25 protein-coding genes are annotated in these 25,911 nt (G+C 71.6%); 8 read left to right on the top strand and 17 right to left on the bottom strand.

Features of this window, described 5'->3' with window-relative positions:
* Positions 1 to 10: 10 nt before the first annotated feature.
* Entirely contained in the window at positions 11 to 2,815 is a 2,805-nt protein-coding gene (locus tag GI374_RS02680) for a glutamine-synthetase adenylyltransferase (RefSeq protein WP_154335447.1), read from the bottom strand.
* A gap of 176 nt (positions 2,816 to 2,991) precedes the next feature.
* Here GI374_RS02680 and GI374_RS02675 point away from each other — a divergent pair, with 176 nt between their 5' ends.
* The 3 genes from GI374_RS02675 to ilvN all read left to right on the top strand — a co-directional run bounded on the left by GI374_RS02675 (position 2,992) and on the right by ilvN (position 6,310).
* On the top strand, positions 2,992 to 3,819 hold the full coding sequence (locus tag GI374_RS02675) for an arginyltransferase (RefSeq protein ID WP_154335446.1): 828 nt from the start codon (positions 2,992 to 2,994) through the stop codon (positions 3,817 to 3,819).
* Positions 3,820 to 3,975: 156 nt separating this feature from the next.
* The gene (locus GI374_RS02670) at positions 3,976 to 5,739 is read left to right on the top strand and encodes an acetolactate synthase 3 large subunit (protein ID WP_154335445.1); all 1,764 of its coding nucleotides are present in this window, start codon (positions 3,976 to 3,978) and stop codon (positions 5,737 to 5,739) included.
* Positions 5,740 to 5,752: 13 nt separating this feature from the next.
* Complete coding sequence (ilvN, locus tag GI374_RS02665) at positions 5,753 to 6,310, top strand: acetolactate synthase small subunit (RefSeq protein ID WP_154335444.1); 558 nt, start codon at positions 5,753 to 5,755, stop codon at positions 6,308 to 6,310.
* Positions 6,311 to 6,319: 9 nt separating this feature from the next.
* Here ilvN and GI374_RS02660 read toward each other — a convergent pair whose 3' ends face one another.
* Together GI374_RS02660 and GI374_RS02655 are read right to left on the bottom strand one after the other, a co-directional pair.
* Positions 6,320 to 6,655, bottom strand: a complete 336-nt coding sequence (locus GI374_RS02660; RefSeq protein WP_154335443.1) for a hypothetical protein — start codon at positions 6,653 to 6,655, stop codon at positions 6,320 to 6,322.
* Between the two features lie 108 nt (positions 6,656 to 6,763).
* Positions 6,764 to 7,498, bottom strand: a complete 735-nt coding sequence (locus GI374_RS02655; RefSeq protein WP_229582457.1) for a M48 family metallopeptidase — start codon at positions 7,496 to 7,498, stop codon at positions 6,764 to 6,766.
* 137 nt (positions 7,499 to 7,635) lie between these two features.
* Between GI374_RS02655 and GI374_RS02650 the strand changes: the two genes are divergently transcribed.
* Positions 7,636 to 7,887: a hypothetical protein gene (locus tag GI374_RS02650; RefSeq protein WP_154335441.1), complete on the top strand. Its 252-nt coding sequence runs from the start codon at positions 7,636 to 7,638 to the stop codon at positions 7,885 to 7,887.
* Here GI374_RS02650 and GI374_RS02645 read toward each other — a convergent pair.
* Positions 7,884 to 8,132: a DUF167 domain-containing protein gene (locus GI374_RS02645; protein WP_154335440.1), complete on the bottom strand. Its 249-nt coding sequence runs from the start codon at positions 8,130 to 8,132 to the stop codon at positions 7,884 to 7,886. The two genes, GI374_RS02650 and GI374_RS02645, sit on opposite strands and share 4 nt — an antisense overlap.
* A 93-nt stretch (positions 8,133 to 8,225) precedes the next feature.
* On the opposite strand from GI374_RS02645, the gene GI374_RS02640 reads away from it, so the two are divergent.
* Both GI374_RS02640 and GI374_RS02635 read left to right on the top strand, forming a co-directional pair.
* A complete protein-coding gene (locus GI374_RS02640; protein ID WP_154335439.1) occupies positions 8,226 to 8,795 on the top strand; it encodes a nitroreductase in 570 nt (189 codons plus the stop codon).
* A gap of 4 nt (positions 8,796 to 8,799) precedes the next feature.
* Positions 8,800 to 9,510, top strand: a complete 711-nt coding sequence (locus GI374_RS02635; RefSeq protein WP_370515102.1) for an EI24 domain-containing protein — start codon at positions 8,800 to 8,802, stop codon at positions 9,508 to 9,510.
* Here GI374_RS02635 and GI374_RS02630 read toward each other — a convergent pair.
* On the bottom strand, positions 9,464 to 9,736 hold the full coding sequence (locus tag GI374_RS02630) for a DUF1467 family protein (protein ID WP_154335438.1): 273 nt from the start codon (positions 9,734 to 9,736) through the stop codon (positions 9,464 to 9,466). The two genes, GI374_RS02635 and GI374_RS02630, sit on opposite strands and share 47 nt — an antisense overlap.
* Positions 9,736 to 10,140: a methylmalonyl-CoA epimerase gene (mce, locus tag GI374_RS02625; protein ID WP_154335437.1), complete on the bottom strand. Its 405-nt coding sequence runs from the start codon at positions 10,138 to 10,140 to the stop codon at positions 9,736 to 9,738. Before mce ends, GI374_RS02630 begins: the two co-directional genes overlap by 1 nt.
* A 143-nt stretch (positions 10,141 to 10,283) precedes the next feature.
* Here mce and GI374_RS02620 point away from each other — a divergent pair, with 143 nt between their 5' ends.
* Positions 10,284 to 11,006 (top strand): response regulator, encoded by a 723-nt coding sequence (locus GI374_RS02620; protein ID WP_154335601.1) that lies wholly within the window; start codon positions 10,284 to 10,286, stop codon positions 11,004 to 11,006.
* Positions 11,007 to 11,008: 2 nt separating this feature from the next.
* On the opposite strand, the gene GI374_RS02615 is transcribed toward GI374_RS02620, so the two are convergent.
* The 7 genes from GI374_RS02615 to aspS (GI374_RS02585) form a co-directional block, all read right to left on the bottom strand.
* On the bottom strand, positions 11,009 to 11,695 hold the full coding sequence (locus tag GI374_RS02615; protein ID WP_154335436.1) for a GNAT family N-acetyltransferase: 687 nt from the start codon (positions 11,693 to 11,695) through the stop codon (positions 11,009 to 11,011).
* Between the two features lie 6 nt (positions 11,696 to 11,701).
* Positions 11,702 to 13,474 carry an aspartate--tRNA ligase gene (aspS, locus tag GI374_RS02610; protein ID WP_154335435.1) on the bottom strand — a complete coding sequence of 591 codons (1,773 nt, stop codon included), beginning with the start codon at positions 13,472 to 13,474 and terminating at the stop codon, positions 11,702 to 11,704.
* A gap of 57 nt (positions 13,475 to 13,531) precedes the next feature.
* Entirely contained in the window at positions 13,532 to 14,020 is a 489-nt protein-coding gene (locus GI374_RS02605) for an isoprenylcysteine carboxyl methyltransferase family protein (protein WP_154335434.1), read from the bottom strand.
* A complete protein-coding gene (locus GI374_RS02600) occupies positions 14,017 to 15,051 on the bottom strand; it encodes a type III polyketide synthase (RefSeq protein ID WP_154335433.1) in 1,035 nt (344 codons plus the stop codon). Before GI374_RS02600 ends, GI374_RS02605 begins: the two co-directional genes overlap by 4 nt.
* Before the next feature lie 115 nt (positions 15,052 to 15,166).
* A complete protein-coding gene (locus GI374_RS02595; protein WP_154335432.1) occupies positions 15,167 to 16,321 on the bottom strand; it encodes a DUF1501 domain-containing protein in 1,155 nt (384 codons plus the stop codon).
* 8 nt (positions 16,322 to 16,329) lie between these two features.
* Complete coding sequence (locus tag GI374_RS02590) at positions 16,330 to 17,724, bottom strand: DUF1800 family protein (RefSeq protein WP_154335431.1); 1,395 nt, start codon at positions 17,722 to 17,724, stop codon at positions 16,330 to 16,332.
* A gap of 49 nt (positions 17,725 to 17,773) precedes the next feature.
* Entirely contained in the window at positions 17,774 to 19,546 is a 1,773-nt protein-coding gene (aspS, locus tag GI374_RS02585) for an aspartate--tRNA ligase (RefSeq protein ID WP_154335430.1), read from the bottom strand.
* A 153-nt stretch (positions 19,547 to 19,699) separates the two neighbouring features.
* On the opposite strand from aspS (GI374_RS02585), the gene GI374_RS02580 reads away from it, so the two are divergent.
* Entirely contained in the window at positions 19,700 to 20,980 is a 1,281-nt protein-coding gene (locus GI374_RS02580; protein ID WP_154335429.1) for a cyclopropane-fatty-acyl-phospholipid synthase family protein, read from the top strand.
* Here the strand turns inward: GI374_RS02580 and GI374_RS02575 are convergent.
* The 4 genes from GI374_RS02575 to GI374_RS02560 form a co-directional block, all read right to left on the bottom strand.
* On the bottom strand, positions 20,950 to 21,630 hold the full coding sequence (locus GI374_RS02575; RefSeq protein WP_370515100.1) for a CPBP family intramembrane glutamic endopeptidase: 681 nt from the start codon (positions 21,628 to 21,630) through the stop codon (positions 20,950 to 20,952). The genes GI374_RS02580 and GI374_RS02575 overlap by 31 nt on opposite strands.
* Positions 21,594 to 22,385 carry a GH25 family lysozyme gene (locus tag GI374_RS02570; RefSeq protein ID WP_154335428.1) on the bottom strand — a complete coding sequence of 264 codons (792 nt, stop codon included), beginning with the start codon at positions 22,383 to 22,385 and terminating at the stop codon, positions 21,594 to 21,596. Before GI374_RS02570 ends, GI374_RS02575 begins: the two co-directional genes overlap by 37 nt.
* A 98-nt stretch (positions 22,386 to 22,483) precedes the next feature.
* Complete coding sequence (locus tag GI374_RS02565) at positions 22,484 to 23,863, bottom strand: FAD-binding oxidoreductase (RefSeq protein WP_154335427.1); 1,380 nt, start codon at positions 23,861 to 23,863, stop codon at positions 22,484 to 22,486.
* Positions 23,864 to 24,070: 207 nt separating this feature from the next.
* The gene (locus GI374_RS02560) at positions 24,071 to 25,879 is read right to left on the bottom strand and encodes an aminopeptidase P family protein (RefSeq protein WP_154335426.1); all 1,809 of its coding nucleotides are present in this window, start codon (positions 25,877 to 25,879) and stop codon (positions 24,071 to 24,073) included.
* Positions 25,880 to 25,911 lie beyond the last annotated feature (32 nt).

Raw genomic sequence — 25,911 nt, 5'->3', positions numbered from 1 at the left:
TTTGGCCCATTCAGCCGCCCGGCCCGCCCGCCGCCGCGGCCGCCTCGCCGATCTGCGCCTCGATCAACGCCGCCGCGTGCTGCGCGGCCTCCTCCAACCGCTCCGCCAGGGTTCCGAGGTCCGGCATCCCGGCCTCGCGCAGCAGGAACGCCTGCGCGCCCTGTCCGAGCCCGGCGAGGTCAACCCTCCGCTCGCCGATCAGCCGCGTGCCCGCATGGACGCGCCACATCAGCCGCCGGGCCGAGGCCAGCCTCTCGGCATCCTCCGCCCCGATCAGCCCGGCCCGCCGTCCGGCGCGCAACTGCGCCGTGCTGGCGCGCGCCGGGTCCGCGGTCCGCAGGGCAAGACTCTGCGCCAGCAGCTCGATGTCCTGCAACCGCCCTGGCCCGGCCTTGGCGTCCCAGGGCCCCGCCGAGGGCCTCGCGCCCGCAAGCCGCGCGCGCATGGCGGCGAGGTCTGGCAGCACGCGGGGATCGGTGCCGCGCGCGGCGAGAATTTCCAGCCGCAGCGCCTCGATCTCGTCCATCAGCGCCGGTGCGCCCGCGAACGCCACCGGCCGGGCGCGGGTCAGGGCCAGATGCTCCCAGGTCCAGGCCTCGGTCATCTGGTAGTCGTGGAAGGATGCGAGGGAAGTCGCGACGGCCCCCTGACGCCCCGAGGGGCGCAGGCGCATGTCGACCTCGTAGAGGCGCCCCTCGGCCGTCGGCGCCGAAAGCGCGGTCAGCAGCGCCTGCGTCAGCCGGGCGTAATAGGTGCGCGCGGGCAGCGGCTTCGGCCCGTCCGAGGCCTCCGCCCGGCCGGGGTCATAGACCACGATCAGGTCGAGGTCGGAGGCCGCGTTGAGCTGGCGCGCGCCGAGGGAGCCCATGCCGAGGACCACCGCGCCCCGCCCCGGCGGCTTGCCATGCCGGGTGGCGAACTCCGCCGCCACTTCGGCAAAGAGCACCCCCAGCACCGCATCCGCGATGTCGGCATACTGCCGCGCGGCCTCCTCGGCATCGACGAGGCCACGCAGGTGATGGACGCCGGTGCGGAACTGCCAGTCATGCGCGAAGCGCCGGGCGGCGTCGAGGGCGCGCTCGTAGCCGCCGCCGGGGCCGCGCAGCGCCGTGGCGACCGCGGCCGCGAGGGCATCGCGCAGGCCCCGCTCACCGGGCCAGGGGGCGAAGAAGCTGCCCGCGATGACCGAATCGAGGACGCCGGGGTGGCGGGCGAAATGCGCCGCAAGGCCCGGCGAGGTGCCGCAGATATCGGCCACGAGGTCGATCAGCTGCGGGTTGGCCTCGAAGAGCGAGAAGACCTGCACGCCCGCCGGCAGCCCGGCGAGGAAGCCGTCGAAGCGGGCGAGGGCGTCGTCGGGATGCGCGGCGCGGGTGAGGCGCATGAGAAGGTCGGCCTCGATCCGCCGGAACACCGTCCGCGCCCGTGTCCCGCGCAGCGCCGGATAGGAGCGCCAACGGGCCACGATCTGCTCGGCCGTCTCCGAAAGCTCGGGCAGCGGCTGCGCCGGCGAGGGCGCGAAGAAGGCGCCGGTCAGCGCCTCGACGCGGACCAGCCGCTGGCGGATGCCCTCGGCCCAGGCGGCGGTGTCCTCGGCGCCCGAGAGCCGCGCCACGGCGTCGAGCGCCGGGCCGGGCGCGGACAGCGCATGGGTCTGCGTGTCGTTCACCATCTGGATGCGGTGTTCGATCTCGCGGTGATGGCGGTAGTGGTCCGCCAGCTCCTCCGCATCCGCCCGCGGCACCCAGCCCGCGGCGGCGAGCGCGGCGAGGCCCTCGACCGTGCCGCGCAGGCGCAGCGAGGGGTCGCGGCCGCCGGCGATGAGTTGCCGGGTCTGGGTGAAGAACTCGATCTCGCGGATGCCACCTTGGCCGAGCTTCATGTCGTGGCCGGGGGCCGCGATCTCGCCGCCGAGGCCCCTGTGGGCGCGGATGCGCAGCCGCATGCCGTGGGCGTCCTCGATGGCGGCGAAGTCGAGATGACGGCGCCAGACGAAGGGGCGCAGCGCCTCGAGGAAGCGCACGCCTGCGCCGAGGTCGCCGCCGCAGGGGCGGGCCTTGATATAGGCCGCGCGCTCCCAGGTGCGGCCCTCGGCCTCGTAGTAGTCGAGGGCGGCCGAGGCCGACATGCAGACCGGCGTCACCGCAGCGTCGGGGCGCAGGCGCAGGTCGGTGCGGAAGACGTAGCCCTCGGCGGTGAGGTCCGACAGCGTGGCCGCGGCCCGCCGGGTCACGCGGATCAGCGCGGCGCGGGCCTCCTGCCGGTCGGCGGGCGCGTAGGCCTCGTCGTCGTAGAGCACGATCAGGTCGATGTCGGAGCTGTAGTTCAGCTCGCCCGCGCCCATCTTGCCCATGGCGAGCAGGATCAGCCCGGCGGCATCCGCGCCGCCCTCCGGCAACCTGCCGCGCGCGCGTTCCGGCGCGAGATGGGCGCGAAAGGCGAGGTCCACGGCGCGGTCGGCGAGAGCAGTCAGCGTGCCCGTGACCCGCTCGAGCGGCCAGACGCCGCCGAGATCGGCAAGCGCGGTCAGCAGTGCAATCCGCCGCTTGGCCCGCCTGAGGCCGGCGCCGAGGGCGGCAGGGTCGAGCGCTTCGAAACCCTCGGTCTCGGCCGCGACCACGTCCTCGGCATCGAGTGCCGAGGCGAGCCACGCGCCCTCGCGCGCCAGAAGCCCGGCGAGATACGGGCTGGACCCGGCCGCGCCCTCGATCAGGCGGGCGAGATCGCCGGTGGCGCCGGGGACCGCCTCGCGGGCGGCCTTGCCTCGTTCGGGATCGAGGGCCAGGGGAAGGCGGCGGATGGCGTCGGCGAACATGGGCGGGAGCGTATCGTCGCCCGCGGCCGCGTCAACGCGGGCCAAGGCGCTTGGCGGGGGCGGCGGGGCGGTCTAGTCTCAGCCGGACTTCCCGCAAACTGCCGAGCCAGCCCGCGTCCGATGCCGCCTCCCGTCGCCCTTCCCCTCGGCCCACGCGCCCCCGGACGGACGCCATGATGCGCCATTCGCTGACCCATGCGCCGCAGTTCTACGTCACAGCGCCGCAGCCCTGTCCGTATCTGCATGGTCGGGCAGAGCGCAAGCTGTTCACGGCGCTGGGCGGCGACGGCGCGGTGGAGTTGAACAACACCCTCTCGCGCCAGGGCTTCCGGCGCAGCCAGAACGTCCTCTACCGCCCCTCCTGCGAGAGTTGCGTGGCCTGCATGTCGGCGCGCATCCGGGTGGCGGACTTCCGGCCCAGCCGGACGCAGGCGCGAATCGACCGCAAGAACCGCGACCTGCACCGGGTCACGACCTCGGCCTGGGCGACGGAGGAGCAGTATGAGCTGTTCCGCGCCTATCTCGACGCCCGCCACGCCGACGGCGGCATGGCCGACATGGACGTGTTCGAGTTCGCGGCCATGATCGAGGAGACGCCGGTCCGCACCCGGCTGATCGAATACCGCCTTCCGAACGCCGCCGCGCCCCCGGTTCCGGGGGAACTGGCGGGGGTCTGCCTGACCGACGTGCTCGATGACGGGTTGAGCCTCGTCTACAGCTTCTACGACCCCGACCTCGGGGGGCGCAGCCTCGGCACCCATGTGATCCTCGACCATGTGGCGATCGCGCGGGCGGCGGGGCTGCCCTATGTCTACCTGGGCTACTGGGTGCCGGGCAGCCGCAAGATGGCCTACAAGGCGAAGTTCGGCGCGCTCGAGATCTACAAGGGCGGCGTCTGGCAGGACATCGGCGACCCGGAGGCGCACGACTCCGAGGCGCATCCGCTGTCGGTGGACCCGATCGTCGAACAGGTGACGCGTATCTCGCTGCCGTCGGCGCGGTGATTGCGCCTAGGGCGCCTCCCGCGACATATTGTTGCGGCAAAACACCTCCACCCGAAATGAATCGCGTCAAGGCCCGTTGACCCTGCCGCAGGTGCCGACTAGTTAGCGGCCCTGCAGCATGGGCATGGGGCCTGTGCGCTGCACTGCGAGGTCGGCATGTCCCAGGTGATGACGGGAGCGAGAATGGTGGTCGAAGCCCTGCGCGATCAGGGCGTGGACACCGTATTCGGCTATCCCGGCGGGGCGGTGCTGCCGATCTATGACGAGATCTTCCAGCAGAACGACATCCGCCACATCCTCGTCCGGCACGAGCAGGGCGCCGTCCACATGGCCGAAGGCTATGCCCGCTCGACCGGAAAGCCCGGCGTGGTGCTGGTCACCTCCGGGCCGGGCGCGACGAACGCGGTCACCGGCCTCACCGACGCGCTGATGGACTCGATCCCGGTCGTGGTCCTCAGCGGGCAGGTTCCGACCTTCATGATCGGCACCGACGGCTTCCAGGAGGCCGACACGGTCGGCATCACGCGGCCCTGCACCAAGCACAACTGGCTCGTGAAGGACACCGACAAGCTCGCCGCCACCATCCACCGCGCCTTTCAGGTTGCCACCGGCGGCCGCCCCGGCCCCGTGCTGATCGACATCCCCAAGGACGTGCAGTTCGCTACCGGCACCTATCAGGGTCCGCAGGCGGCCGCGCCCGACCCGCGCGTGCGCCCGGTCCCGGACCCCGCGATGATCGAGCGGCTCGTGGACCTGATCGCGCGGGCCGAGCGGCCGGTCCTCTATACCGGCGGCGGGGTCATCAACTCCGGGCCCGAAGCGTCCCGCCTCCTGCGCGCCTTCGCGGATGCGTCGGGCTTCCCCGTGACCTCGACGCTGATGGGCCTCGGCGCCTATCCGGCCTCCGGCAAGAACTGGATCGGGATGCTCGGCATGCACGGCCTCTACGAGGCCAACATGGCGATGCATGGCTGCGACCTGATGATCGCCCTCGGCGCGCGCTTCGACGACCGCATCACCGGCCGGGTCGCGGATTTCTCGCCGGGCTCGGTCAAGGCGCATGTCGATATCGACCGCAGCAGCGTCAACAAGGTGATCCGGGTGGACGTGCCGATCATCGGCGACGTGGGCGAGGTGCTGGCCGAGGTGCTGCGCCTCTGGACCGAGCGCGGGCGGCCGGTGAACCGCGAGGGCCTCGCCGCCTGGTGGCAGCAGATCGAAGGCTGGCGGGCGAAGGACTGCCTTTCGTTCCGCAACTCGACCACGATCATCAAGCCGCAGCACGCGCTGCAACGGCTCGAGGCGCTGACCCGCGGCATGGACCGCTATGTCACGACCGAGGTGGGCCAGCACCAGATGTGGGCGGCGCAATTCCTCGGCTTCGACGAGCCGAACCGCTGGATGACCTCCGGCGGCCTCGGCACGATGGGCTACGGCCTGCCGGCCTCGGTCGGCGTGCAGGTGGCGCATCCCGAATCGCTGGTCATCAACGTCGCGGGCGATGCGAGCTGGCTGATGAACATGCAGGAGATGGGCACCGCGGTGCAGTTCCGCGCGCCGGTCAAGCAGTTCATCCTCAACAACGAGCGCCTCGGCATGGTGCGCCAGTGGCAGCAACTCCTGCATGGCGAGCGTTACAGCCAGAGCTGGTCCGAGAGCCTGCCCGATTTCGTCAAGCTGGCCGAGGCCTTCGGCTGCGCCGGGCGGCAGGTGAAGGACCCGGCGGACCTCGACGACGCCATCCGCGAGATGATCGAATATGACGGGCCCTTCATCCTCGACGTGCTGGTCGAGCGGCACGAGAACTGCTTCCCGATGATCCCCTCGGGCAAGCCGCATAACGAGATGCTGTTCGGCGACAGCGAGGCGGCCGAGGACATCGGCACCGCCATCAAGTCCGACGGCGCGGTTCTGGTCTGAGGGAGTGGACGCCATGACGCTGACGATCGAAAAGGGCGCCTCCAGCCATTCGGCCTATGACCTGCGCGACCCGCATAGCCAAATTGAGGAGCGCCATACCCTCGCGCTGCTGGTCGAGAACGAGCCGGGCACGCTCGCCCGCGTGATCGGGCTGTTTTCCGGCCGCGGCTACAACATCGACAGCCTGACCGTGGCCGAGGTGGACCACACCGGCCACCGCTCGCGAATCACCCTGGTGACGCGCGGGACGCCCGCGGTGATCGAGCAGATCAAGGCGCAGCTGGGCCGGATCGTGCCGGTGCATGAGGTTCACGACCTTACGGTCGAAGGCCCGGCGGTGGAGCGCGAACTCGGGCTCTTCAAGGTCGCGGGCAAGGGCGACAGGCGCGTCGAGGCGCTGCGGATCGCCGAGATCTTCCGCGCCAAGGTGGTCGACTCGACGCTGGAAAGCTTCGTCTTCGAGATCACCGGCTCGCCGGAGAAGATCGACGCCTTCGCCGAGCTTGTGCGCCCACTGGGCCTGCTGGAGATGGCGCGGACCGGCGTCGCGGCGCTTCCGCGCGGGGTCTGATGCGGCGGCTCAGCCGGTGCAGACGCGCACGGGCGGCAGCGCGACGTTGACTGAAGGCTTGACCGGCTCGGCGCTGTGGACGAGCGACAGATGCGGCGCCGGACGCCCTTTCAGAAGCGCCGGAAGCGAGCGGCGCGGCGCCTCGGCCAGCGGCCGGACGGCGCGGGCATGCCGGATCGAGCCGAGGGTCTCGGCCGCCAGTTCCATCATGTCACCGGGCTGCGGCCAGGGGCTCGTGTCGCAGAAATCGCGGCGGGCCGACAGGAACGCGAGGGCCGCGTGATCATCACACCAGATCACTGCCTGCTCGCGGCGGTCACAGCTCCAGACAACGACGCCGATCATTCTAAAGTTCCTGTCAAGCTACCCAATGCGGCAGATAGCGTCACAATTCGGGGTTGAACTCAAGTAGGCAATATCCCGCCGACGCGCTTCCGCAACGTCCTGCGTCATTCAGTCCACACGCCCGGCGCGCTTGTCCGCCACCGCGCGGGCCACGGCGTCGATCCGCTGCTGGCGCGAGGGGTGGGTTCCGAGGATGCGGTTGCCAGGATCGGGGATCCGCAGGAAGAACTGCGCCCCGCGCTCAGGGTTGTAGCCGGCATCCAGGGTCACGATCGCGCCCAGATAATCGGCCTGCAGCTCCCAGTCCTTGGAGTAGTAGCGCGCCCCGAAATCCGCCCCCGCCTGCGAGGCCGAGCGCACGGTGACCGGGTCGGCCCCGGTCGCGGTGGCAAGCGCGCCGAAGATCACCGCGCCGGTCCGCGCCGACGCCGATTTCTGCGTCAGGTGGTCGAGGATGTGGTGCGAGGCCTCGTGGCCGATGACGAAGGCCAGCTCGTCCGCGTTGCGGGTGGCGGCGATCAGCGCGAGCGTGAAGCCGATCACCGGGCGGCCGCGGCTGTCGAGGTCCTGGAAGGCGTTGATCTCGGCCCGCGGGTCATCGACGACGACGAACTGGTAGTCGCAGCTGATCGGCCCGCGGCGGCGGCGCATGCACTGCTCCTCGACCGAGGGCTCCATGCGCGCGATCACCTCGACGAAAGCGCGGGCGGTGCCGCGGGCGTCTCGCGGGAAATCGGCGGCCGCGGCGGGGATCGGGGCGGTCGTTACCGGGCCGGGCGACGGCGCCTCCACCGGCACGGCCGCGCAGGCGCCCAGGGCGAGCAGCGTTGTGCCCGCCAGCAAGGATCGGAACGGTCGCATTATCGGCCCCTCGTGCTTTGGCGCAGAATAGGCCGGGGGCGCGCCCGCTCACAACTGCCGGGATGGACCTCGGCCGACAATCACGCGAATGTTCGCCCCTGCCCCGCGGAGGAGCGCGCATGTTCACGATCGAGCACGAGTTCGACGCCACCGTCATCACCCTGATCGACGAGAAGCATGGCGAGCACCGGCCGTTGCAGGAGGACGTGACGATCCTCGGCTTCGACGACCGCGTGGTGATAGAACAGCCCGAAGCCCCCGAGGGCACGCGGATCGCGCGCATCACGCTGTCGCTGGCGCAGCTGGCGGAGTTGAGGGCCGCGCTGAACCTGCCCGAGGGCAACTATCGCCTCGGCCCGCCGCCCGGTTAATGGACCCGAAACAGCTTGTCCCGCGACGAGGCGCCCCGCAGCAGCGTCAGCCGCGAAGGCGCGATGCCGAGCGCGCGGGCGAGCAGCTTCGTCACCGCCGCATTGGCCGCACCGTCGGCCGGAGGCGCGGTGGTGGCGACCCGGATCGTGCCCTCCTCGCCCAGCGTCACCGCATTGCGTGAGGCGCGCGGCGAGACCCGCACCGCAAGGCGCGCGCCGGGCGTGGCGAGATGCGTCAGGTCCATGCGTCCCTCCTGCGCCCTGCGGCGCCACGGGGTCAACCTTGCCGCCACACCGGCAATGACCGACAACCGGCGTCAACCATTCAGGAGTCCCCCATGCCCGCGCGCAGTCCCGCCGTCCTCGACTTCCTCGCCACCCGCCGCTCGGTCCCGCCGAGGATGCTCTCGGCTCCCGGTCCCGAAGGCGAGGCGCTCGACCGGCTGCTGCACATCGCGCTGCGCGTGCCCGACCACGGCAAGCTGGAGCCGTGGCGGCTGATCGTCCTCGACCGCGCGGCCCTCGACCGGCTGAAGCCTCACGTGGCCGAGGCGACGCGGGCGCGCGGCGACGATCAGGCCGGGGTGGACAAGGCTACGGCCGCCCTCGATTCACCGGTGATCGTCGCCGTGGTGGCCTCGCCCGGCGCGACCGACCGGATTCCGGCACATGAGCAGACCCTGTCGGCCGGGAACGTCTGCCTCACGCTGTTGCAGGCGGCGCTCGCCGATGGCTGGGGCGCGGGATGGCTGACGGGCATCGTGGCCGGCGAGGACTTCGCCCGCGCGCATCTGGGCCTCGGGCCGCAGGAATGGGTCGCAGGGCTGATCCATATCGGCACCGCGCCCGCGAACCCGGTCCCCGACCGCCCCCGCCCCGACCCAGCGGCGAAGATCACCCGCCTCTGAGCCCGTGCTCCGCGCGCTGATCCTCGGCACCGGCGACATGCTGCGCCCGGCCCTCACCGGGGTCGTGCTGCGGGGCATCGGCCTCAGCCTACTGCTGCTGGTCGCACTGCAGGCGGTGGTCACGGCCGCCATCCGCGCCTTCGCCCCCGAGACGCTGACCCTGCCCTGGCTGGGCGAGATCGGCATCGGCGCCGCGCTCTCCTGGGGCTCGCTGGCGCTGCTGCCGGTGATGGGGATGCTGCTGATGGTGCCTGTCGCCGCGGCGATCTGCGGCATCTACAGCGACCGGGTCGCAGGCGCGGTCGAGGCCGCGCATTACCCCTGGGCCAAGGGCCGCGACGTGCCGCTGACGGAGGGGCTGGCCGAGGCCGCGCGGCTGGTTCTCGCCACGCTCGCCGTCTCGCTCGGCTCGCTGCTGCTCAGCCCGGTGCTCGGTCCCGCGGCGCCGATCCTCTTCTATCTCGGCAACGGCTGGCTGATCGGGCGCGAGTATTTCCACGCCGTTGCAATCCGTCACATGCCGGGCCCCGAGGCCTCGGCCCTGCGCCGCTCCCTCGGCCTGCGGGTGACGGCCGCGGGCGCCGCGGTCACGGTGCTCCTGACCCTGCCGCTTCTCGGCATCGCGGTCCCGGTGCTCGCGACCGCCATCTTCACGCATCTGGTGTTTCTCAGCGGCGGATCAGCCCGTCCCAGCCCAGCACGTCCTCGCGGGTGAAGACGCCGCCGACGATCAGATAGGCCGCCCCGCACCACAGCACCGCGGCGATCACCGCGGCCCAGAGCGCCTTGCGCCCCAGACGCGGGTCGTGCGGCGCGCCCGGCGGCGTGCCCGGCATGACCTCGCCCGCCTCCTCCTGGCTCTTGTGCCCAATCGGCAGCAGCACGAAGAGCGCCAGGAACCACAGCACCGCGTAGAGGATCAGCGCGCCGGTGAGGCTCATCAGGCCTGCTCCAGCTCAATCAGGCAGCCGTTGAAGTCCTTGGGATGCAGGAACAGCACCGGCTTGCCATGCGCGCCGATCTTCGGCTCGCCATCGCCGAGGACGCGCGCCCCCTCGGCCTTCAGCCGGTCGCGCGCGGCACGGATGTCGTCCACCTCGAAGCACATGTGATGGATGCCGCCGGAGGGGTTCTTGTCGAGGAACCCCTTGATCGGGCTGCCCTCGCCCAGCGGATGCAGCAGTTCGATCTTGGTGTTCGGCAGCTCGATGAAGACGACCGTCACGCCGTGGTCCGGCTCCTGCTGCGGCGGCCCGACAGTGGCGCCGAGGGTCCCGGCATACTGCGCCGCGGCGGCCTCGAGGTCCGGGACCGCGATGGCGACATGGTTGAGGCGTCCGATCATGGCAGGCTCCGCTTCTCGTCGCGTCTCTCTAGCCCCGCGGGCGCGCGGGCGAAAGCCCGGGGGCCATTAACCGGCGGTTAAGCGGCCTGCGACAGTCTCGGCCAGGGACAGAAACCGAATCGGCGGAGGTCGGGATGGAGAGCATGGTGATCGCGGAACAGGCGCAGGCGGTGCTGCCGTGGCGGGCGGGACCGCCCGGCCGGCCATTGCTGGGCCTGACGGCGCTGGTGGTCGAGGATTCGCGCTTCGCCAGCGAGGCGGTGCGCCTCCTCTGCCTGCGCTCGGGCGCGCGCATCCGGCGCGCGGACAGCCTGCGCGCAGCGGCGCGGCACATGGCCTGCTACCGCCCGGCGGTGGTGATCGTGGACCTCGGCCTGCCCGACGGCAACGGCGCCGACCTGATCGCCGCGATGGCCCGTGCGACACCGCGGGTGCCGGTGCTGCTCGGCATGTCGGGCGATCCCGACAGCCGCGCCGCCGCGCTCGAGGCCGGGGCGGACGCGTTCCTCGCCAAGCCGGTCGAGAGCCTCGCCCATTTCCAGCACATGATCCTGTCGAACCTCCCCGCCGACGCCCGGCCCCTCGGCCCCCGGCTGGTGATCGACGACCGCATCATCCCCGACGGCAGCGCGCTGCGGGACGACTTCGTGCATGCGGCCGAGGTTCTGGCGGCGGCCGACAGCCCCGGCTGCATCGACTATGTCGCGGGCTTCCTCGCCGGGCTCGCGCGCGCCTCCCACGACGCGCGGCTGGGCGAGGCGGCGGCGGCGCTCGCCCGCGAGCATGCCGAGGGACGGCCGCTCGCGGCGGAACTCGCGCGGGTCAGCGGAATGGTCCGGCAGCGCCTCGCCGATGCCGGCGTGTGAGGTCAGGCCCGGAACGATCCGAGGCTGCGCCGCTGCCGTCCGTCTTCGTCGAAGTTGCCGGGCGCGAGCCACTGCTCCTGCGCCGCCCTGATGCGCTTCCAGTCGGCATCGGTGATCGCCCACCAGGCGGTGTCGCGGTTGCGGCCCTTGACGATCATGTGCTGGCGGAACGTGCCCTCATAGGTGAAGCCATAGCGCTCCGCCGCCCGCATCGAGGCCGCGTTCAGCGCATTGCACTTCCACTCGACCCGCCGGTAGCCCGAATCGCAGGCCCAGTCGATCATCAGCATGATCGCCTCGGAGGATGCCGGCGTGCGCTGCAGGACCGGCGCGATCTGGATGTTGCCGATCTCGATCACGCCATGCGCCGGGTCGATCCGCATGAAGGCCGCGACGCCGCCGACCTGCCCCGAGCGGCGGTCGCGGAGGGCGTAGAAGAACGGATCGGTGCCCTTGGCCGCGGTCTCCTGCCAGAGGCGATAGTCGTCGAGGGTCCCGAAGGGGCCGACGAAGAGGCAGTCCCAGACCGCGTCATGGCCGCGATTGGCCTCGAACAGGTCCGCCGCGTGGCGCGCGGGATCGAGCCGCTCGAGCGTAACGAATCGCCCCTCGATCCGGTCGGGTCCGGGCGACGGCGGCGGGCGGAAGCCCTCGACCACGCGGCCGAGGGGGCGCGTGTCAGAGGCCATTGCCGCTCACTCCTCCCTGATCACCCGCAGCCTGAGCTCGCGCAGCTGCTCGCCGGTCGGCTCGGAGGGCGCGCCCATCATCAGGTCCTCGGCCCGCTGGTTCATCGGGAACATGATCACCTCGCGGATGTTGCTCTCGTCCGCCAGCAGCATCACGATCCGGTCGATCCCGGCCGCGCAGCCGCCATGCGGGGGCGCGCCGTAGCGGAACGCCTTCACCATGCCGCCGAAGCGTTTTTCCACCTCCTCGCGGCCGTAGCCGGCGAGGTCGAAGGCCTTGAACATGATCTCCGGGCGGTGGTTGCGGATCGCGCCGGAGACCAGCTCGTAGCCGTTGCAGGCGAGGTCGTACTGGTAGCCGAGGACTTCGAGCGGGTCACCGGCAAGCGCCTCCATCCCGCCCTGCGGCATCGAAAACGGGTTGTGGCTGAAGTCGATGCGGCCATCCTCGCCCTTCTCGTACATCGGGAAATCCACGATCCAGGCGAAGCGGAACTGGTCCTCGTCGATCAGGCCCAGCTCGCGCCCGATCTCGGTCCGGGCGCGGCCCGCCACCGCCTCGAACTGCTCCGGGCGGCCACCGAGGAAGAACACCGCGTCGCCTTCGCCAAGGCCCAGCTGCGCCCGGATGGCCTCGACGGGTCCCTCGCCAAGGGCCTTGGCGATCGGCCCGGCCGCTTCGGTCCCGGCCTCGCCCCTGCGCCAGAAGATGTAGCCCATCCCCGGCAGCCCCTGCGCCTGGGCAAAGGCGTTCATCCGGTCGGCGAATTTGCGCGAGCCGCCGCGCGGCGCCGGGATCGCGCGAATTTGGGTCCCCTCCTGCTCCAGCAGGCCGGCGAAAATGGCAAAGCCCGAGCCGCGGAAATGCTCCGAAACCACCTGCATCTCGATCGGGTTCCGCAGGTCCGGCTTGTCGGTACCGTATTTCAGCATGGCCTCGGCGTAGGGAATCCGCGGCCAGTCCGCCTCCACCCGCCGGCCGCCGCCGAATTGCTCGAACACCCCCCGGATCACCGGCTCGATCGCCGCGAACACGTCCTCCTGCTCGACGAACGACATCTCCATGTCGAGCTGGTAGAAATCCGTGGGCGAGCGGTCGGCGCGCGGGTCCTCGTCGCGGAAGCACGGCGCGATCTGGAAATAGCGGTCGAAGCCCGCGACCATGATCAGCTGCTTGAACTGCTGCGGCGCCTGCGGCAGCGCGTAGAATTTTCCCGGATGCAGCCGCGAGGGCACGAGGAAATCGCGGGCGCCCTCAGGCGAGGAGGCGGTGATGATCGGGGTCTGGAACTCGGTGAAGCCGGCGTCCCACATGGCGTCGCGCAGCCAGCGGATCACGCGCGCGCGCAGCATGATGTTGGCGTGCAGCGACTCGCGCCGCAGGTCGAGGAAGCGGTAGGCGAGGCGCGTCTCCTCCGGGTAGTCGAGATCGCCGAAGACCGGCAGCGGCAGGTCGTCGGCGGGGCCGAGGACCTCGGCATCCGTCGCATAGACCTCGATCGCGCCGGTCGGCAGCTTCGGGTTCACGAGCGCGGCATCGCGCAGCTTCACCCGGCCGTCCACGCGGATCACCGTCTCGGCCCGCAGTTTCTCGAGCAGCGCAAAGGCCGGGCTGTCGCCGTCGGCGATCACCTGCGTGATGCCGTAATGGTCGCGCAGGTCAATGAACAGCACGCCGCCGTGGTCCCGCACCCGGTGCACCCAGCCCGACAGCCGAACCTCCGCCCCGGCATCAGCGGCCGAAAGCTGGCCGCAGGTGTGGCTGCGATAGGCACTCATGGGAAATCCTCGGGCTGCTGGCGCGGGCCAAGCGTCAAGCCCGCAAAAGACCCGAAGTCAAGCGCCGCGCCATGCGGCCGCCTCGGCCCGGATGCGGATGCGCAGGACGAGGGCGTTCAGCAGCGCGAAGATCAGCGCGATCCACGGCAGGCCGAGGACCAGCGGCGCGACGGCGATCTCGCCCGCGACCACGGCGTAGTTCGGGTGGCGCAGGAGGCGGAAGGGGCCGGCGGTGACGGGCGCCTCGCCGGGCAGGGTGAGGATGCGGGTGGTCCAGCGGCGGCCGAGGGTCGCCAGCACCCAGAGGCGGGCGAGTTGCAGCAGCCCGTAGAGGGCAAGCCAGCCGGGATGCACCGGGCCGTCCCAGCCGAGGACCGCGAGGGCGGCGAGCCAGGCGACGTGGACGGCGACGATCAGCGGGTAATGCCCGGCGCCATGCTCGCGCGCCCCGGCGCCCAGCAGCCGGCGGGTGTTGGCACGGGCCAGCGCGAGTTCGGCGAGCCGTTGCGCGAGGATGAAGGCGAGGAAGACGGGGGCCGCGGTCATGCGGCGTCGAGGGGCAGCAGCGACAGGGTGAAGCCGGGGCCGAGGGCGGCGAGCATCATGCGGCCCCGCGCGCCGCGCCGCAGGATGCGGTCGAGGACGAAGAGGACCGTCGGGCCCGACATGTTGCCGCAGGCCTCGAGCACCTCGCGCTCGGCGTCGAGGCTGCCCTCGGGCAGGTCGAGGGCCGTCTCGAGCGCGGTGATCACCTTCGCCCCGCCGGGGTGGCAGACGAAGCGGTCCACCGCGGCGATGTCGCGCAGGGCGGCGTCCATCGCCGGACGCAGATGCTCGGCGGCGAAATCGGGGATGGCGCGGTCGAAGATCACGCCAAGGCCGTCGTCGAGCACCTCCCAGCCCATCACGCCGAGGGTATCGGGCCATTTGTGCTGTCGCCCCGCGCCGAGAACCGGGCCGTCGCCCGCAGTCGAGACGACCGCCGCCGCGGCCCCGTCGCCGAAGAGCGCCGTGGCGATGATGTCGGCCTTCGCGAGGCGGTCCATGCGGAACAGCAGCGTACAGGTCTCGATCGCGACCATCAGCACGCGGCGGCCGGGGGCGGCGGCGGCGAGTTCGCGGGCGACGGAAAGGCCGCTGACGCCGCCGGCGCAGCCGAGGCCGAAGACCGGCAGGCGCAGCACGTCCGGGCGCAGCCCGAGGGCGACGCGGGCCTCCAAGGTGGGGGTAAGGACGCCGGTCGAGCAGACGGTGACGACGGCGTCGATCTGCGGGGGTTCGATCCCGGCCTCCGCGAGGGCGCGGGTGGCGGCGATCTCGAAGAGCGCGGTCGCGCCCGCGAGATGGGCGGCGCTGCGGCTCTGCCAGCCGTGGCCCTCGCCGAACCAGTCGAGCGGCACGACGCTGTGGCGCTGCGTGATCCCCGCGTTGAGGAAGGCGGGGGCGATGCGCTCGAAGCCGGGGAAGCGCGGCGAGAGGAGCGCGCGCGCGCGGGCGAGGACGTCCGCCTGCGTCAGGACATGCGGCGGCAGGGCGACCCCGAGACCGTTCAGCCGGACCGGACCGGGTTCCGCCATGCGTCGTCCCCTCAGATTGCGGCAGTCCTTCCTGCGAAAGATCGTGCCGCCACCGAATCGATGCCGGGCGCAGTCTGCCCGCCCGCGCGGCCGGCGTCACGCTTCGGACCGGCTGTCACGCGAGAATCCCCGGATCGCGCCCAAGATCGAGCCCGGGGAACACCACCCGCTCCAGTGTCCCGCGGTCGAGCCCGAACAGGCCCGCCATCGCCCAGGCGGGATAACTGCGCACGTCACCGGTCGGCATCAGGTCGCGATCCTGGTAGAGTTGCCCCTCGCCCAAGCCCGGCCAGTCGCCGAAGACCCGGCCGCCGCGGACCCCGCCTCCGGCCATCAGCATCGCGCCGCCAGTGCCGTGGTCGGTCCCGGCATTGCCGTTCTGGCGCACGGTGCGGCCGAATTCGGTCACGGCCATCACCACGGTGCGGTCCCAGTTGCGCCCGAGGCCCTCGCGCAAGGCGAGGATCGCCGCCCCAAGCTGCTTCAGCGCCGTGCCGATCACCTGCTGCTGTTGCCCGTGGCTGTCCCAGCCGTTGATCGAGAAGCTGGCGATCCGCGCCTCCTCGTTCAGCCGTGCGGCGGCATAGGCGGCGAGCGCGGCGGCGCCCCGCTCACCCTCGCCGCCGTCGAGATCATCGGCCGCGACGGCCCCCGCCGCCGCCCCCGCAAAGAGGGGGTCGTCCTCGTAGATGCGCTCGAGCAGCATCCGCGCCTGCGGGCTGACGGCGAGATCGGCCTCCGGCGACCAGCTGCTGACGGGGGCCTCGCCGTTCAGGACCAGCATCTGCTGGTTGCCGACGGACCATGCCGTGCCCGCCGTGGTGCCCGGCACCACCTGCAGCAGGCGGTTCAGCCAGCCGTCTTGCGCCCCCGGCACCGGCCCGTCGCCGGGCAGGCCTGCCTCGAGCAGGTCCTGACCGTCGAAATGGCTGCGCTTGTTGCGATAAGGGGTCGAGACGGCGTGGGCGAAGCTGAGTTCCCCCGCCCGCCAGAGCGGCATGAGGTCGCCAAGCGCCGGATGCAGCGCGAAGAAGCCGTCGAGGTCGTGGGCGCCGCCTTCAGGTCCGGCGCTCAGCGTGGCGCGCAGGGACCGCAGCGCCGGATCGCCCCAGGGCTGCACCACGTCGAGGCCGTCCATCGCGCCGCGCAGCACGATCACCACGAGCCGCCCCTCGCCCGGCACCGCGGCCAGGCTCACCGGTGTCAGCCATGGCATCGCCGCGGCCGAGCAGCCGATCAGCGCGCCGCGCAGGAACCCGCGTCTGTTCATGCCGCCCCTCATCGCCGGTTGAACTCCGCCGAGGCGAGGACCAGCCCCACCCCCTCGCGGATCGATTCCGCCCGCGGCACGGCCTGCACCAGACCCGCCCCCGCCGTATCGCCGAGCGCCGCCTGCAGGAAGGTGCGCGGGTCGGGCAGCGGCTCGGTGAGCTGCTGGGGGATGTTCATCACCCAGTCGATGCGCTCGGCCAGAAGCTGCGGCCTGATCCAGGCGCCGGCCGCCTCGGGCCAGCCGTCGGGACCGGAGGCCGCCAGCCAGGGCTGGCCCATGCGGTCGAGCGGGCCGAGGAACACCCGCCGCCGCGCCTTGGGGCCGAGGCCCGCGAGGCGCGCCGGGTCGGCGTCGAGCGCGCGGAGCGCGGCGGCGATGAAGTCGAAGGGCTGGCGGATCTTCTCGCGGAACTGCCGGGCGAGGGCGGGGTGGTCGATGAGCACTGCATAGACGCGCGAAAGGTCGCCCCCGCCGGCGGTCCATTCCGCGGCGAGCGCATCCACCAGCCCCGGCTCGGGCGTGTCCGAGACGAAATGCGTGGCGATCTTCGAGGCGAGGTGACGCGCCGTCTCGGGCCGGATCGCGAGGTCGTCCAGTGCCTCGAGGATATGGTCGAGCTGCGGCGGCCGGGTGCCGCCGTAGCTGCGCCCGAGGACCACATCCGGCCCCGGCTCGACTCGCGCGGGAAAGAAGCGCCGCTCCTCGCCCGGCTCGTAGTTGAGGCCGGTGAGGAGCTTCGCGAGGCTGCGGACATCCTCCTGCGTGTAGTCCGCGCCGACCCCGACGCTGTGCAGCTCGAGGATCTCGCGGGCGAGGTTCTCGTTCAGGCCCAGTGGCTGGCGCGAGCGCACCGCCGCGGGCGAGCGCGGCCCGATCGAGCGGTTCTGGTCGAGGAAACTCAGCATCGCCGGATGCGTTGCGGCTGCCTTCAGCATGTCGCCGAAGCGGCCGGTGATGTTTGGCCGGATCGCCTCCTCGACGAAGGCCACGGCCATTGGGTGCAACCCCGGCCCCGACGGGCGGACGGTGAAATGGTCGGCCCAGAACTGGACCAGCCGCTCGCCAAAGCCGACCGGCGCGGCGGCGCATTGCGCGAGCCGCAGGGTGAGGAAACCCTCCGACACCTGGAACAGCGACTTGCGATAGTCCTTGAAGGCCTGCGCCTCGGCCTCGGGCACCTTGCCGTCACCTGCGGCCTTCGCCGCCTCGTTGCGGGCGCGGCTGAGGCGGGAGAACTCGCGATGCGCGGTCTGGGCATCGGCCGTCGTGACATGCGGCGGCCGGGCGGCGGCAGCCGCGGCGTCTGCCAGCACCGCTGCGGGGTCGGGAGGCGGCGCCAGGCGGGGTGACAGGCCGGTGCCGAGGCGGATCGCCGCAAGCTCGGGGAAGGGGATGGTCAAGCCGGCTCCTCGTCGCATCGCCGTTTCAACGCGCCGGGCGGCGCGTGGTTCACTCCTCCCTGACCACCCTGAGCCTGAGCTCGCGCAGCTGCTCGCCGGTCGGCTCGGAGGGCGCGCCCATCATCAGGTCCTCGGCCCGCTGGTTCATCGGGAACATGATCACCTCGCGGATGTTGCTCTCGTCCGCCAGCAGCATCACGATCCGGTCGATCCCGGCCGCGCAGCCGCCATGCGGGGGCGCGCCGTAGCGAAACGCCTTCACCATGCCGCCGAAGCGTTTTTCCACCTCCTCGCGGCCGTAGCCGGCGAGGTCGAAGGCCTTGAACATGATCTCCGGGCGATGGTTGCGGATCGCGCCGGAGACCAGCTCGTAGCCGTTGCAGGCGAGGTCGTACTGGTAGCCCAGCACCTCGAGCGGGTCACCTTCCAGGGCCTCCATCCCGCCTTGCGGCATCGAGAACGGGTTGTGCGAGAAGTCGATCCGCCCGTCCTCGCCCTTCTCGTACATCGGGAAATCCACGATCCAGGCGAAGCGGAACTGGTCCTCGTCGATCAGGCCCAACTCGCGGCCGATCTCGGTCCGGGCGCGGCCCGCCACCGCCTCGAACTGCTCCGGGCGGCCGCCGAGGAAGAACACCGCGTCGCCTTCGCCAAGGCCCAGCTGCGCCCGGATCGCCTCGGTCGGCCCCTCCCCAAGGGCCTTGGCGATCGGCCCGGCGGCTTCGGTCCCGGCCTCGCCCCTGCGCCAGAAGATGTAGCCCATCCCCGGCAGCCCCTGTCCTTGCGCAAAGGCGTTCATCCGGTCGGCGAATTTGCGCGAGCCGCCGCCCGGCGCCGGGATCGCGCGAATTTGGGTCCCCTCCTGCTCCAGCAGGCCGGCGAAAATGCCAAAGCCCGAGCCGCGGAAATGCTCCGAAACCACCTGCATCTCGATCGGGTTCCGCAGGTCCGGCTTGTCGGTACCGTATTTCAGCAGCGCCTCGGCGTAGGGAATCCGCGGCCAGTCCGCCTCCACCCGCCGGCCGCCGCCGAACTGCTCGAACACCCCCCGGATCACCGGCTCGATCGCCGCGAACACGTCCTCCTGCTCGACGAACGACATCTCCATGTCGAGCTGGTAGAAATCCGTGGGCGAGCGATCGGCGCGCGGGTCCTCGTCGCGGAAGCAGGGGGCGATCTGGAAATAGCGGTCGAAGCCCGCGACCATGATCAGCTGCTTGAACTGCTGCGGCGCCTGCGGCAGCGCGTAGAATTTTCCCGGATGCAGCCGCGAGGGCACCAGGAAATCGCGCGCGCCCTCGGGGCTCGACGCGGTGATGATCGGCGTCTGGAACTCGGTGAAGCCGGCGTCCCACATGGCATCGCGCAGCCAGCGGATCACGCGCGCGCGCAGCATGATGTTGGCGTGCAGCGACTCGCGCCGCAGGTCGAGGAAGCGGTAGGCGAGCCGCGTCTCCTCCGGGTAGTCGAGATCGCCGAAGACCGGCAGCGGCAGGTCGTCGGCGGGGCCGAGGACCTCGGCATCCGTCGCATAGACCTCGATCGCGCCGGTCGGCAGCTTCGGGTTCACGAGCGCGGCATCGCGCAGCTTCACCCGGCCGTCGATCCGCACCACCGTCTCGGCCCTGAGCTTCTCCAGCAACCCGAACGCCGGGCTGTCGCCGTCGGCGATCACCTGCGTGATGCCGTAATGGTCGCGCAGGTCGATGAACAGCACGCCGCCGTGGTCCCGCACCCGGTGCACCCAGCCCGACAGCCGAACCTCCGCCCCGGCATCAGCGGCCGAAAGCTGGCCGCAGGTGTGGCTGCGATAGGAACTCATGGGAAACCCTCGGGCTGGTGGCGCGCCGCAGGGTCAAACCCGCAACAAGGATGAAGTCAAGCGCAGGCGGGAGCCCTTCCCCATGCCAAAAACATTTGTCACAGTCCCGTGGTCAGGCGGCCCGCAAGCGGCCGCGGAAAACCGAGGGGCCGTATGCTGGACCGGATTCTCGATACGCTGCTGCGCAGCGTGCTGCGACGGGGCGAGTTGACCGTAACCTATCCCGACGGCCGGACACGCCGCTACGGGCCGGGCCCCGAGGCGCCGGCGCCGGCCGGATCGTCGCGCGCGGTGACGCCGCCGGCGCCCGCGGTCGCCATCCGCATCCACGACCGGCCTACCATGCGGGCGATCCTGCGCGACCCCGACATGGGCGTCGGCGAGGCCTACATGGATGGCCGGCTGACGATCGAGGGCGACGACCTCGCGGGCTTCCTGACCCTCGCCCTCGCCAACCGGGCCGTCGAACCCCGCGGCTGGGCGCTTTGGCGGCTGACCCCGGTGCGGAACGCCATGCGCCCGTTCACCGAGTGGAACCGCGCCGCCCGCGCGCGCCGCAACGTGGCGCATCACTACGACCTCTCGGGCGAGCTCTACGAGCTCTTCCTCGACCGCGACCGGCAGTATTCCTGCGCCTACTGGCCGCGCGCGGACATGACGCTGGACGAGGCGCAGGAGGCCAAGAAGCACCACATCGCCAGGAAGCTGAGGATCGAGCCCGGGATGCGCGTCCTCGACATCGGCTGCGGCTGGGGCGGCATGGCGCTGACGCTCGCCCGCGACTACGGCGCGCGGGTGACGGGCGTCACGCTGTCGCAGGAGCAGCTGGCCTGGGCCCGGCGGCGGATCGAGGCGGAGGGGATGGCTGACCGGATCGACCTGCAACTTCTCGATTATCGCGCGGTGCAGGGGCAATTCGACCGCATCGTCTCGGTCGGCATGTTCGAGCATGTGGGCACGCCCCATTACCGCCAGTTCTTCCGCACCGTGCGCGAGCGGCTGACCGATGACGGGGTGGCGCTGCTGCACACCATCGGCTCGTCGGGGCCACCCGCGCCGACCTCGAGCTTCATCCGCAAATACATCTTCCCCGGCGGCGCACTGCCGTCGCTGTCGCAGATTGCCACGGCCTGCGAGCGCGAGCGGGTCACGATCACCGATGTCGAGGTCTGGCGCCGGCACTACGCCGAGACGCTGGCCGAATGGCGCGCGCGGTTCGAGGCGCGGGCGGCGGAGGCCGAGGCGCTCTATGACGAGCGGTTCGTCAGGATGTGGCGGTATTACCTGCTGGGGCCGGAAATGGCCTTCCGCTTGCACCGGCTGGTGGTGTTCCAGGTGCAGCTGGCGCGGCGCAACGACTCGCTGCCGATCACGCGCAACTACATGATGGACCCTCCCGAGGATCAGAACGGGCGCACCACGTTGCCCGAGTAGAACCAGGTCCCGAGGCCCACCGCGAAGACCGCATTGCCGGCCACCGCGTGCAGCACCCAGGCGGCGGGGAAGCCGCGCAGGACATAGGCGCGCGCGAACAGCCAGCCGCCGACGAAGGTCATGGCGAGAACCACGGGCGACCAGTACATCAGATGCGCGAGCGAGAAGACCCCGGCATTGACGATCAGCGCCGAGGGCCGGTGCGGAACCAGCGCGCCGTAGCGGTGGAAGAAGAGCGCGCGGAACACCAGCTCCTGCGGCAGCGCCGAGAAGATCGGGTAGAGCGCCCAGATCAGCAGCATGAACTCCGGCCGCTGGCGCAGGATCAGGAACCGCGCCTCGGGCCTGAGCAGCGTCAGCAGCACGAGGCCCGCGGCGAGGACGGCGAGCGCGATCAGCCCGGCCTCCAGCCACGGCACGCGGCGCCAGCCGCGCATGAGGCCGCGCCAGTCAAAGCCGCCGGTGCGCCACAGGATCACGAGGCCCGCGAGCGTGACGACGAACAGCGCCTGGAACATCCGCTGCGGCGGCAGCGCCACGGCGATCGCCACCGGCACCGCGACAAAGAGCACGGCGAACTCGGCCCAGAGGCGGGCCCGCCGCGCGGGCGAGGCTACCTCTGGGACCGCCGCGCCAGCCATTGCGCCCATTGCGTGCGGTTGCCAGCGAAGGCGTTGAGGTCGATGTTCCCCCTCGCGCCGGGCGCGGTGCCGGTGCCGGTATACTGCCAGAAGCTCCAGTTCTGGCCCGGATAGACGACGTTCGGATGACCCGCGACCGAGCGCAGCCAGAACTCCTCCCGCCAGTTGCGCAGTGCGCTGTCGCGGTAGAAATCCACGGTCGTGTAGATGATCGGCCGCTGGCCGTAATGGCGGTGCAGGATGTCCATGAACTCCGCCGCCTCGCGCTGCACCTCGGCCGAGGGCGGCCGGCGCGGACAGGTCCGGGACGCGGTCCATTCGAGGTCGATCACCGGCGGCAGCGCGCCGCGCTCGCGCGGGACGTTGCGGATGAACCACTCGGCCTGCTCGCGCCCGGTGCGGCAGAAGTAGTAGTAGTGATAGGCGCCGCGCGGGATGCCGGCGGCACGGGTTTCGGCCCAGTAGCGGCGGAACATCGGGTCGGAATGATCGCCGCCCTCGGTGGACTTGATGAAGGCGAAGCTGACGCCTGCCTGCCGCATCCGCGCCCAGTCGAGGTCGCCCTGCCAGCGCGAGACGTCGACGCCGTGAACCTGATGGTTGTAGGGGTGCCCGCCGATCCAGGCATGCGGGGCGGTGTCGCCCAGTTCCGGCACCGTGCCGCCCACATGGACCGCCCCTCCCGGCCCGCGCGGCGGGGTTCGCGCGCAGCCCGCGACCACCACGAGCGTGAGCATCGTCAGAATCGCGATGAGCTGCCGCATATGCCTGTCCCTGTCCTGCCCGTGCGCTTCCCGCGCTTTTGTCGGGGTTATCGCAGCGCAGGCGGCGGAAGTCAGGTCGCCGCCCGCTCACGAACGCGTCAGTTCATGTCCGGGACCAGCTTGCCGGGATTGAGGATGCCGTTCGGGTCGAGCGCCGCCTTGATCGCCCCCATGACCTGCCAGGCCTCGCCATGCTGCGCCGCCATCAGGGGCCGCTTGCCGATGCCGAAGCCGTGCTCGCCCGTGATCGTGCCGCCGATGGCGATGGCGCGCTCGGCCATGCGGGTGGCGATGCGCTTGGCCGCGGCGAGTTCGGCGTCGTTGCCCGGCTCGACGAGAAGCTGCGCGTGGAAGTTGCCGTCGCCTACATGGCCGACCATCGGACCGAGCAGCCCCTCGGCGGCAATGTCGGCGGCGGCGGCCGAGACGGCGGCGGGCAGTTCCGACATCGGCACGCAGACATCCGTCACGACCGCCGTGGCGCCGGGGCGCAGCTTGAGGCAGGCGCGGTAGGCGCCATGGCGCATCCGCCAGAGGCGGGCGCGGTCGTCGGGCGTCGTGGCCCAGTCGAAGCCGAGGCCGCCGAACTCCTCGACCAGCGCGCCGAAGGCCACGGCATCGGCGGCGACCGAGGCCGGGGAGCCGTGGAACTCGACCATCAGATGCGGCAGGTCGGGCAGGCTGAGGCCCGAGGTCTGGTTGAAGGCGCGGGCGGCGGCGGCGTCCACGAACTCGATCCGCGCCATCGGGATGCCGGACTGGATCGTGGCGGTGACGCATTCGACCGCCGCCTCGAGCGTGGGGAAGGCGCAGACGCCCGCCGCGACCTCCTCCGGTTGGCCGTGGAGGCGCAGGGTCAGTTCGGTGATGAGGCCGAGGGTGCCTTCGGAGCCGACCAGAAGGCCGGTCAGGTCGTAGCCGGCCGAGGATTTCGCCGCCCGCGTGCCGGTGCGGATCACGCGGCCATCCGCCAGCACCGCCTCCAGTCCGAGGACGTTGTCCCGCATGGTGCCGTAGCGGACCGCGGTGGTCCCCGAGGCCCGCGTCGCCGCCATGCCGCCGAGGCTGGCGTTGGCGCCGGGATCGACCGGGAAGAAGAGGCCGGTTGCGCGCAGTTCCTCGTTCAGCGCCTCGCGGGTGACGCCGGGCTGGACCACGGCCAGCATGTCCGCGGCGCGGATGTCGAGGACGCGGTCCATCCGCATGAGGCTGACCGTCAGCCCGCCGCGGGTGGCGAGCGTATGGCCTTCGAGCGCGGTGCCGGTGCCAAAGCCCATGACGGGGACGCGGTACGCGTTGCAGATCTTCAGGATGTCCGAGACTTCGGCGGTGGTCTCGGGGAAGGCAACGGCGTCGGGCGGCGGGGCGCGGTGGTAGGTCTCGGAGGCGCCATGCGTCGCGCGCTCGGAGTCGGAGGTGGAGAGGCGCGGGCCGAGAAGGGCGCGAAGGGCCGCGAGGGCGTCGTCGGGGATGGGCATGGGCGCGGTTCCTTGAGGGCCGGCTCAGGATAGGCGAGGCGCATTCGCCCCGAAAGGGGCCCGTCGCCGGCCTGTCGCAACAGAGGGCAGCGTCCGCCGTGGGGAGGGCGGACGCTGACCGATCCGCGGGCGGATCGGTCCTCCCGTGACTGACGATGCGCGCAAATGGGCACAGGGTCCCATTTGCGGACGCGGGACGGTGGGGGGTCAGCGCATAAGCGGCGCCGTCACCCGCACCAGCCACTCCCGCACCTCGCCCTCCAGCAGCGGCGCAACCCGCTCCCGCACCTCCGCGTGATAGGCATCCAGCCACGCCACCTCTTCGCCCGACATCTGCCCCGGCAGGATCAGCCGCGTCTCGATCGGCACCCAGGTCAGCGTCTCGAAGCCCAGCATGTCGCGCCCGTCCGGGCTCGCCTCGCGGCGGAGATCGCGCACCGCCAGCAGGTTCTCGATGCGGATGCCGAACGCCCCCTCGCGGTAGTAGCCGGGCTCGTTCGAGAGGATCATCCCCGGCTCCAGCGGCACCTCGGAGAGCCTCGAAATCCGCGCCGGCCCCTCGTGCACGCAGAGCGCCGCGCCGACGCCGTGGCCGGTGCCGTGGTCGTAGTCCATCCCCGCCGCCCACAGGAACTGCCGCGCCAGCGGGTCGATGTCGCGCCCGGAGAGGCCGCGCGGGAAGCGGGCGCGGGAAATCGCGATCATGCCGCGCAGCACGCGCGTATAGGGGTCGCGCGCCGCCTCCGCGACGGGCCCGATGGCAAGCGTCCGGGTGATGTCGGTCGTGCCCTCGTCGTACTGCCCGCCCGAGTCGAGGACCAGAAGCTCGCCTTCGCCGAGCACGCGGTTGCTCGCCTCGCTCACCCGATAATGCGGCAGCGCCCCGTGCGGGCCGGAGCCGGCGATGGTGTCGAAGCTGATGTCGCGGATGCCGGCCTCGCGGCGGAAGCCCTCCAGCCGGCGCACCACGTCGATCTCGGTCAGGCTGCCCGGCGCGGCGCCGTCGAGCCAATGCAGCAGCCGCGCCATCGCCACTGCGTCCTTCAGATGCGCGTCGCGCATGCCCCGAAGCTCGGCCGGGTTCTTGCGCGCCTTGGGCAGCAGCACCGGGTCGGGCGCCTCGGCGATGGCGATGCCGAGCGATTCCAGCTCATCCGCGACCGCCTGCGGGACCGTCGCGGGGTCGATCCGCACCGGCCCCGTCAGCGTCTGCAGCGCGGCGGCGAAGGCGGAGGGCGGCAGGAAGCTCACCTCGTTGCCGAGGCGCGCGCGGAGACCGGCGTCGAACTTCGCGGGGTCGGCGAACACCGCCACCCGCCCGTTCGCCTCGATCAGCGCGAAAGCCTGCACCACCGGGTTTCGCGGCAGGTCGGAGCCGCGGATGTTCAGCAGCCACGAGATCGAATCGGGCAGCGTCAGCACCGCCGCCCCCTGCCCGGCCTTCTCCAGCTCCGCCGCGATGGCGGCGCGCTTCCCGGCCGCCGTCTGCCCGGCCACGGCGTCATCATGCAACCGCGCCGGGCCGACCGGCGGCGCGGGCCGGTCCTGCCACACCGCATCCACCGGGTTCGGCACCGGCACCAGGGCAATGCCGCTCCCCTCCAGCCCCTTCTCGAGCGCGCGGATCTCCGTCACCGTATGCAGCCAGGGATCGAAGCCGACGCGCCCCCCCTCGGGCAGCGCCTCGCGCAGCCAGGCGGCGGGCTTCACCTCGGGCCAGTCCACCGGGGTGAAATGCGCCGGATCGGCCTCGGCGCGGACCTGCACCCGGTAGCGGCCGTCCACGAACACGCCGGCGCGGTCGGCGGTCACGATCGCAAAACCCGCCGACCCGGAGAACCCCGTCAGCCAGCGCAGCCGCGCGTCCGAGTCGGCCACGTATTCGCCCTGATAGGCATCCGCCCGCGGCACGATCCCCGCATCGAGCGTCTGCGCCCGCATCTGCGCCCGGAGCGCCGCGAGCCGCCCCGCCGCATCATGCGGCCCGGCGGCGCCGGTGAAATCCTGAAAGCTCATGGCGTCCCCTGCCCCGATCCGGCGCGACTGTC

The sequence above is a fragment of the Paracoccus sp. S-4012 genome, assembly GCF_009674885.1.
Taxonomy (GTDB): domain Bacteria; phylum Pseudomonadota; class Alphaproteobacteria; order Rhodobacterales; family Rhodobacteraceae; genus Paracoccus.
The sequence above is the reverse complement of the archived record's forward strand: the minus strand, read 5'-3'. Positions and strand labels throughout refer to the sequence as shown.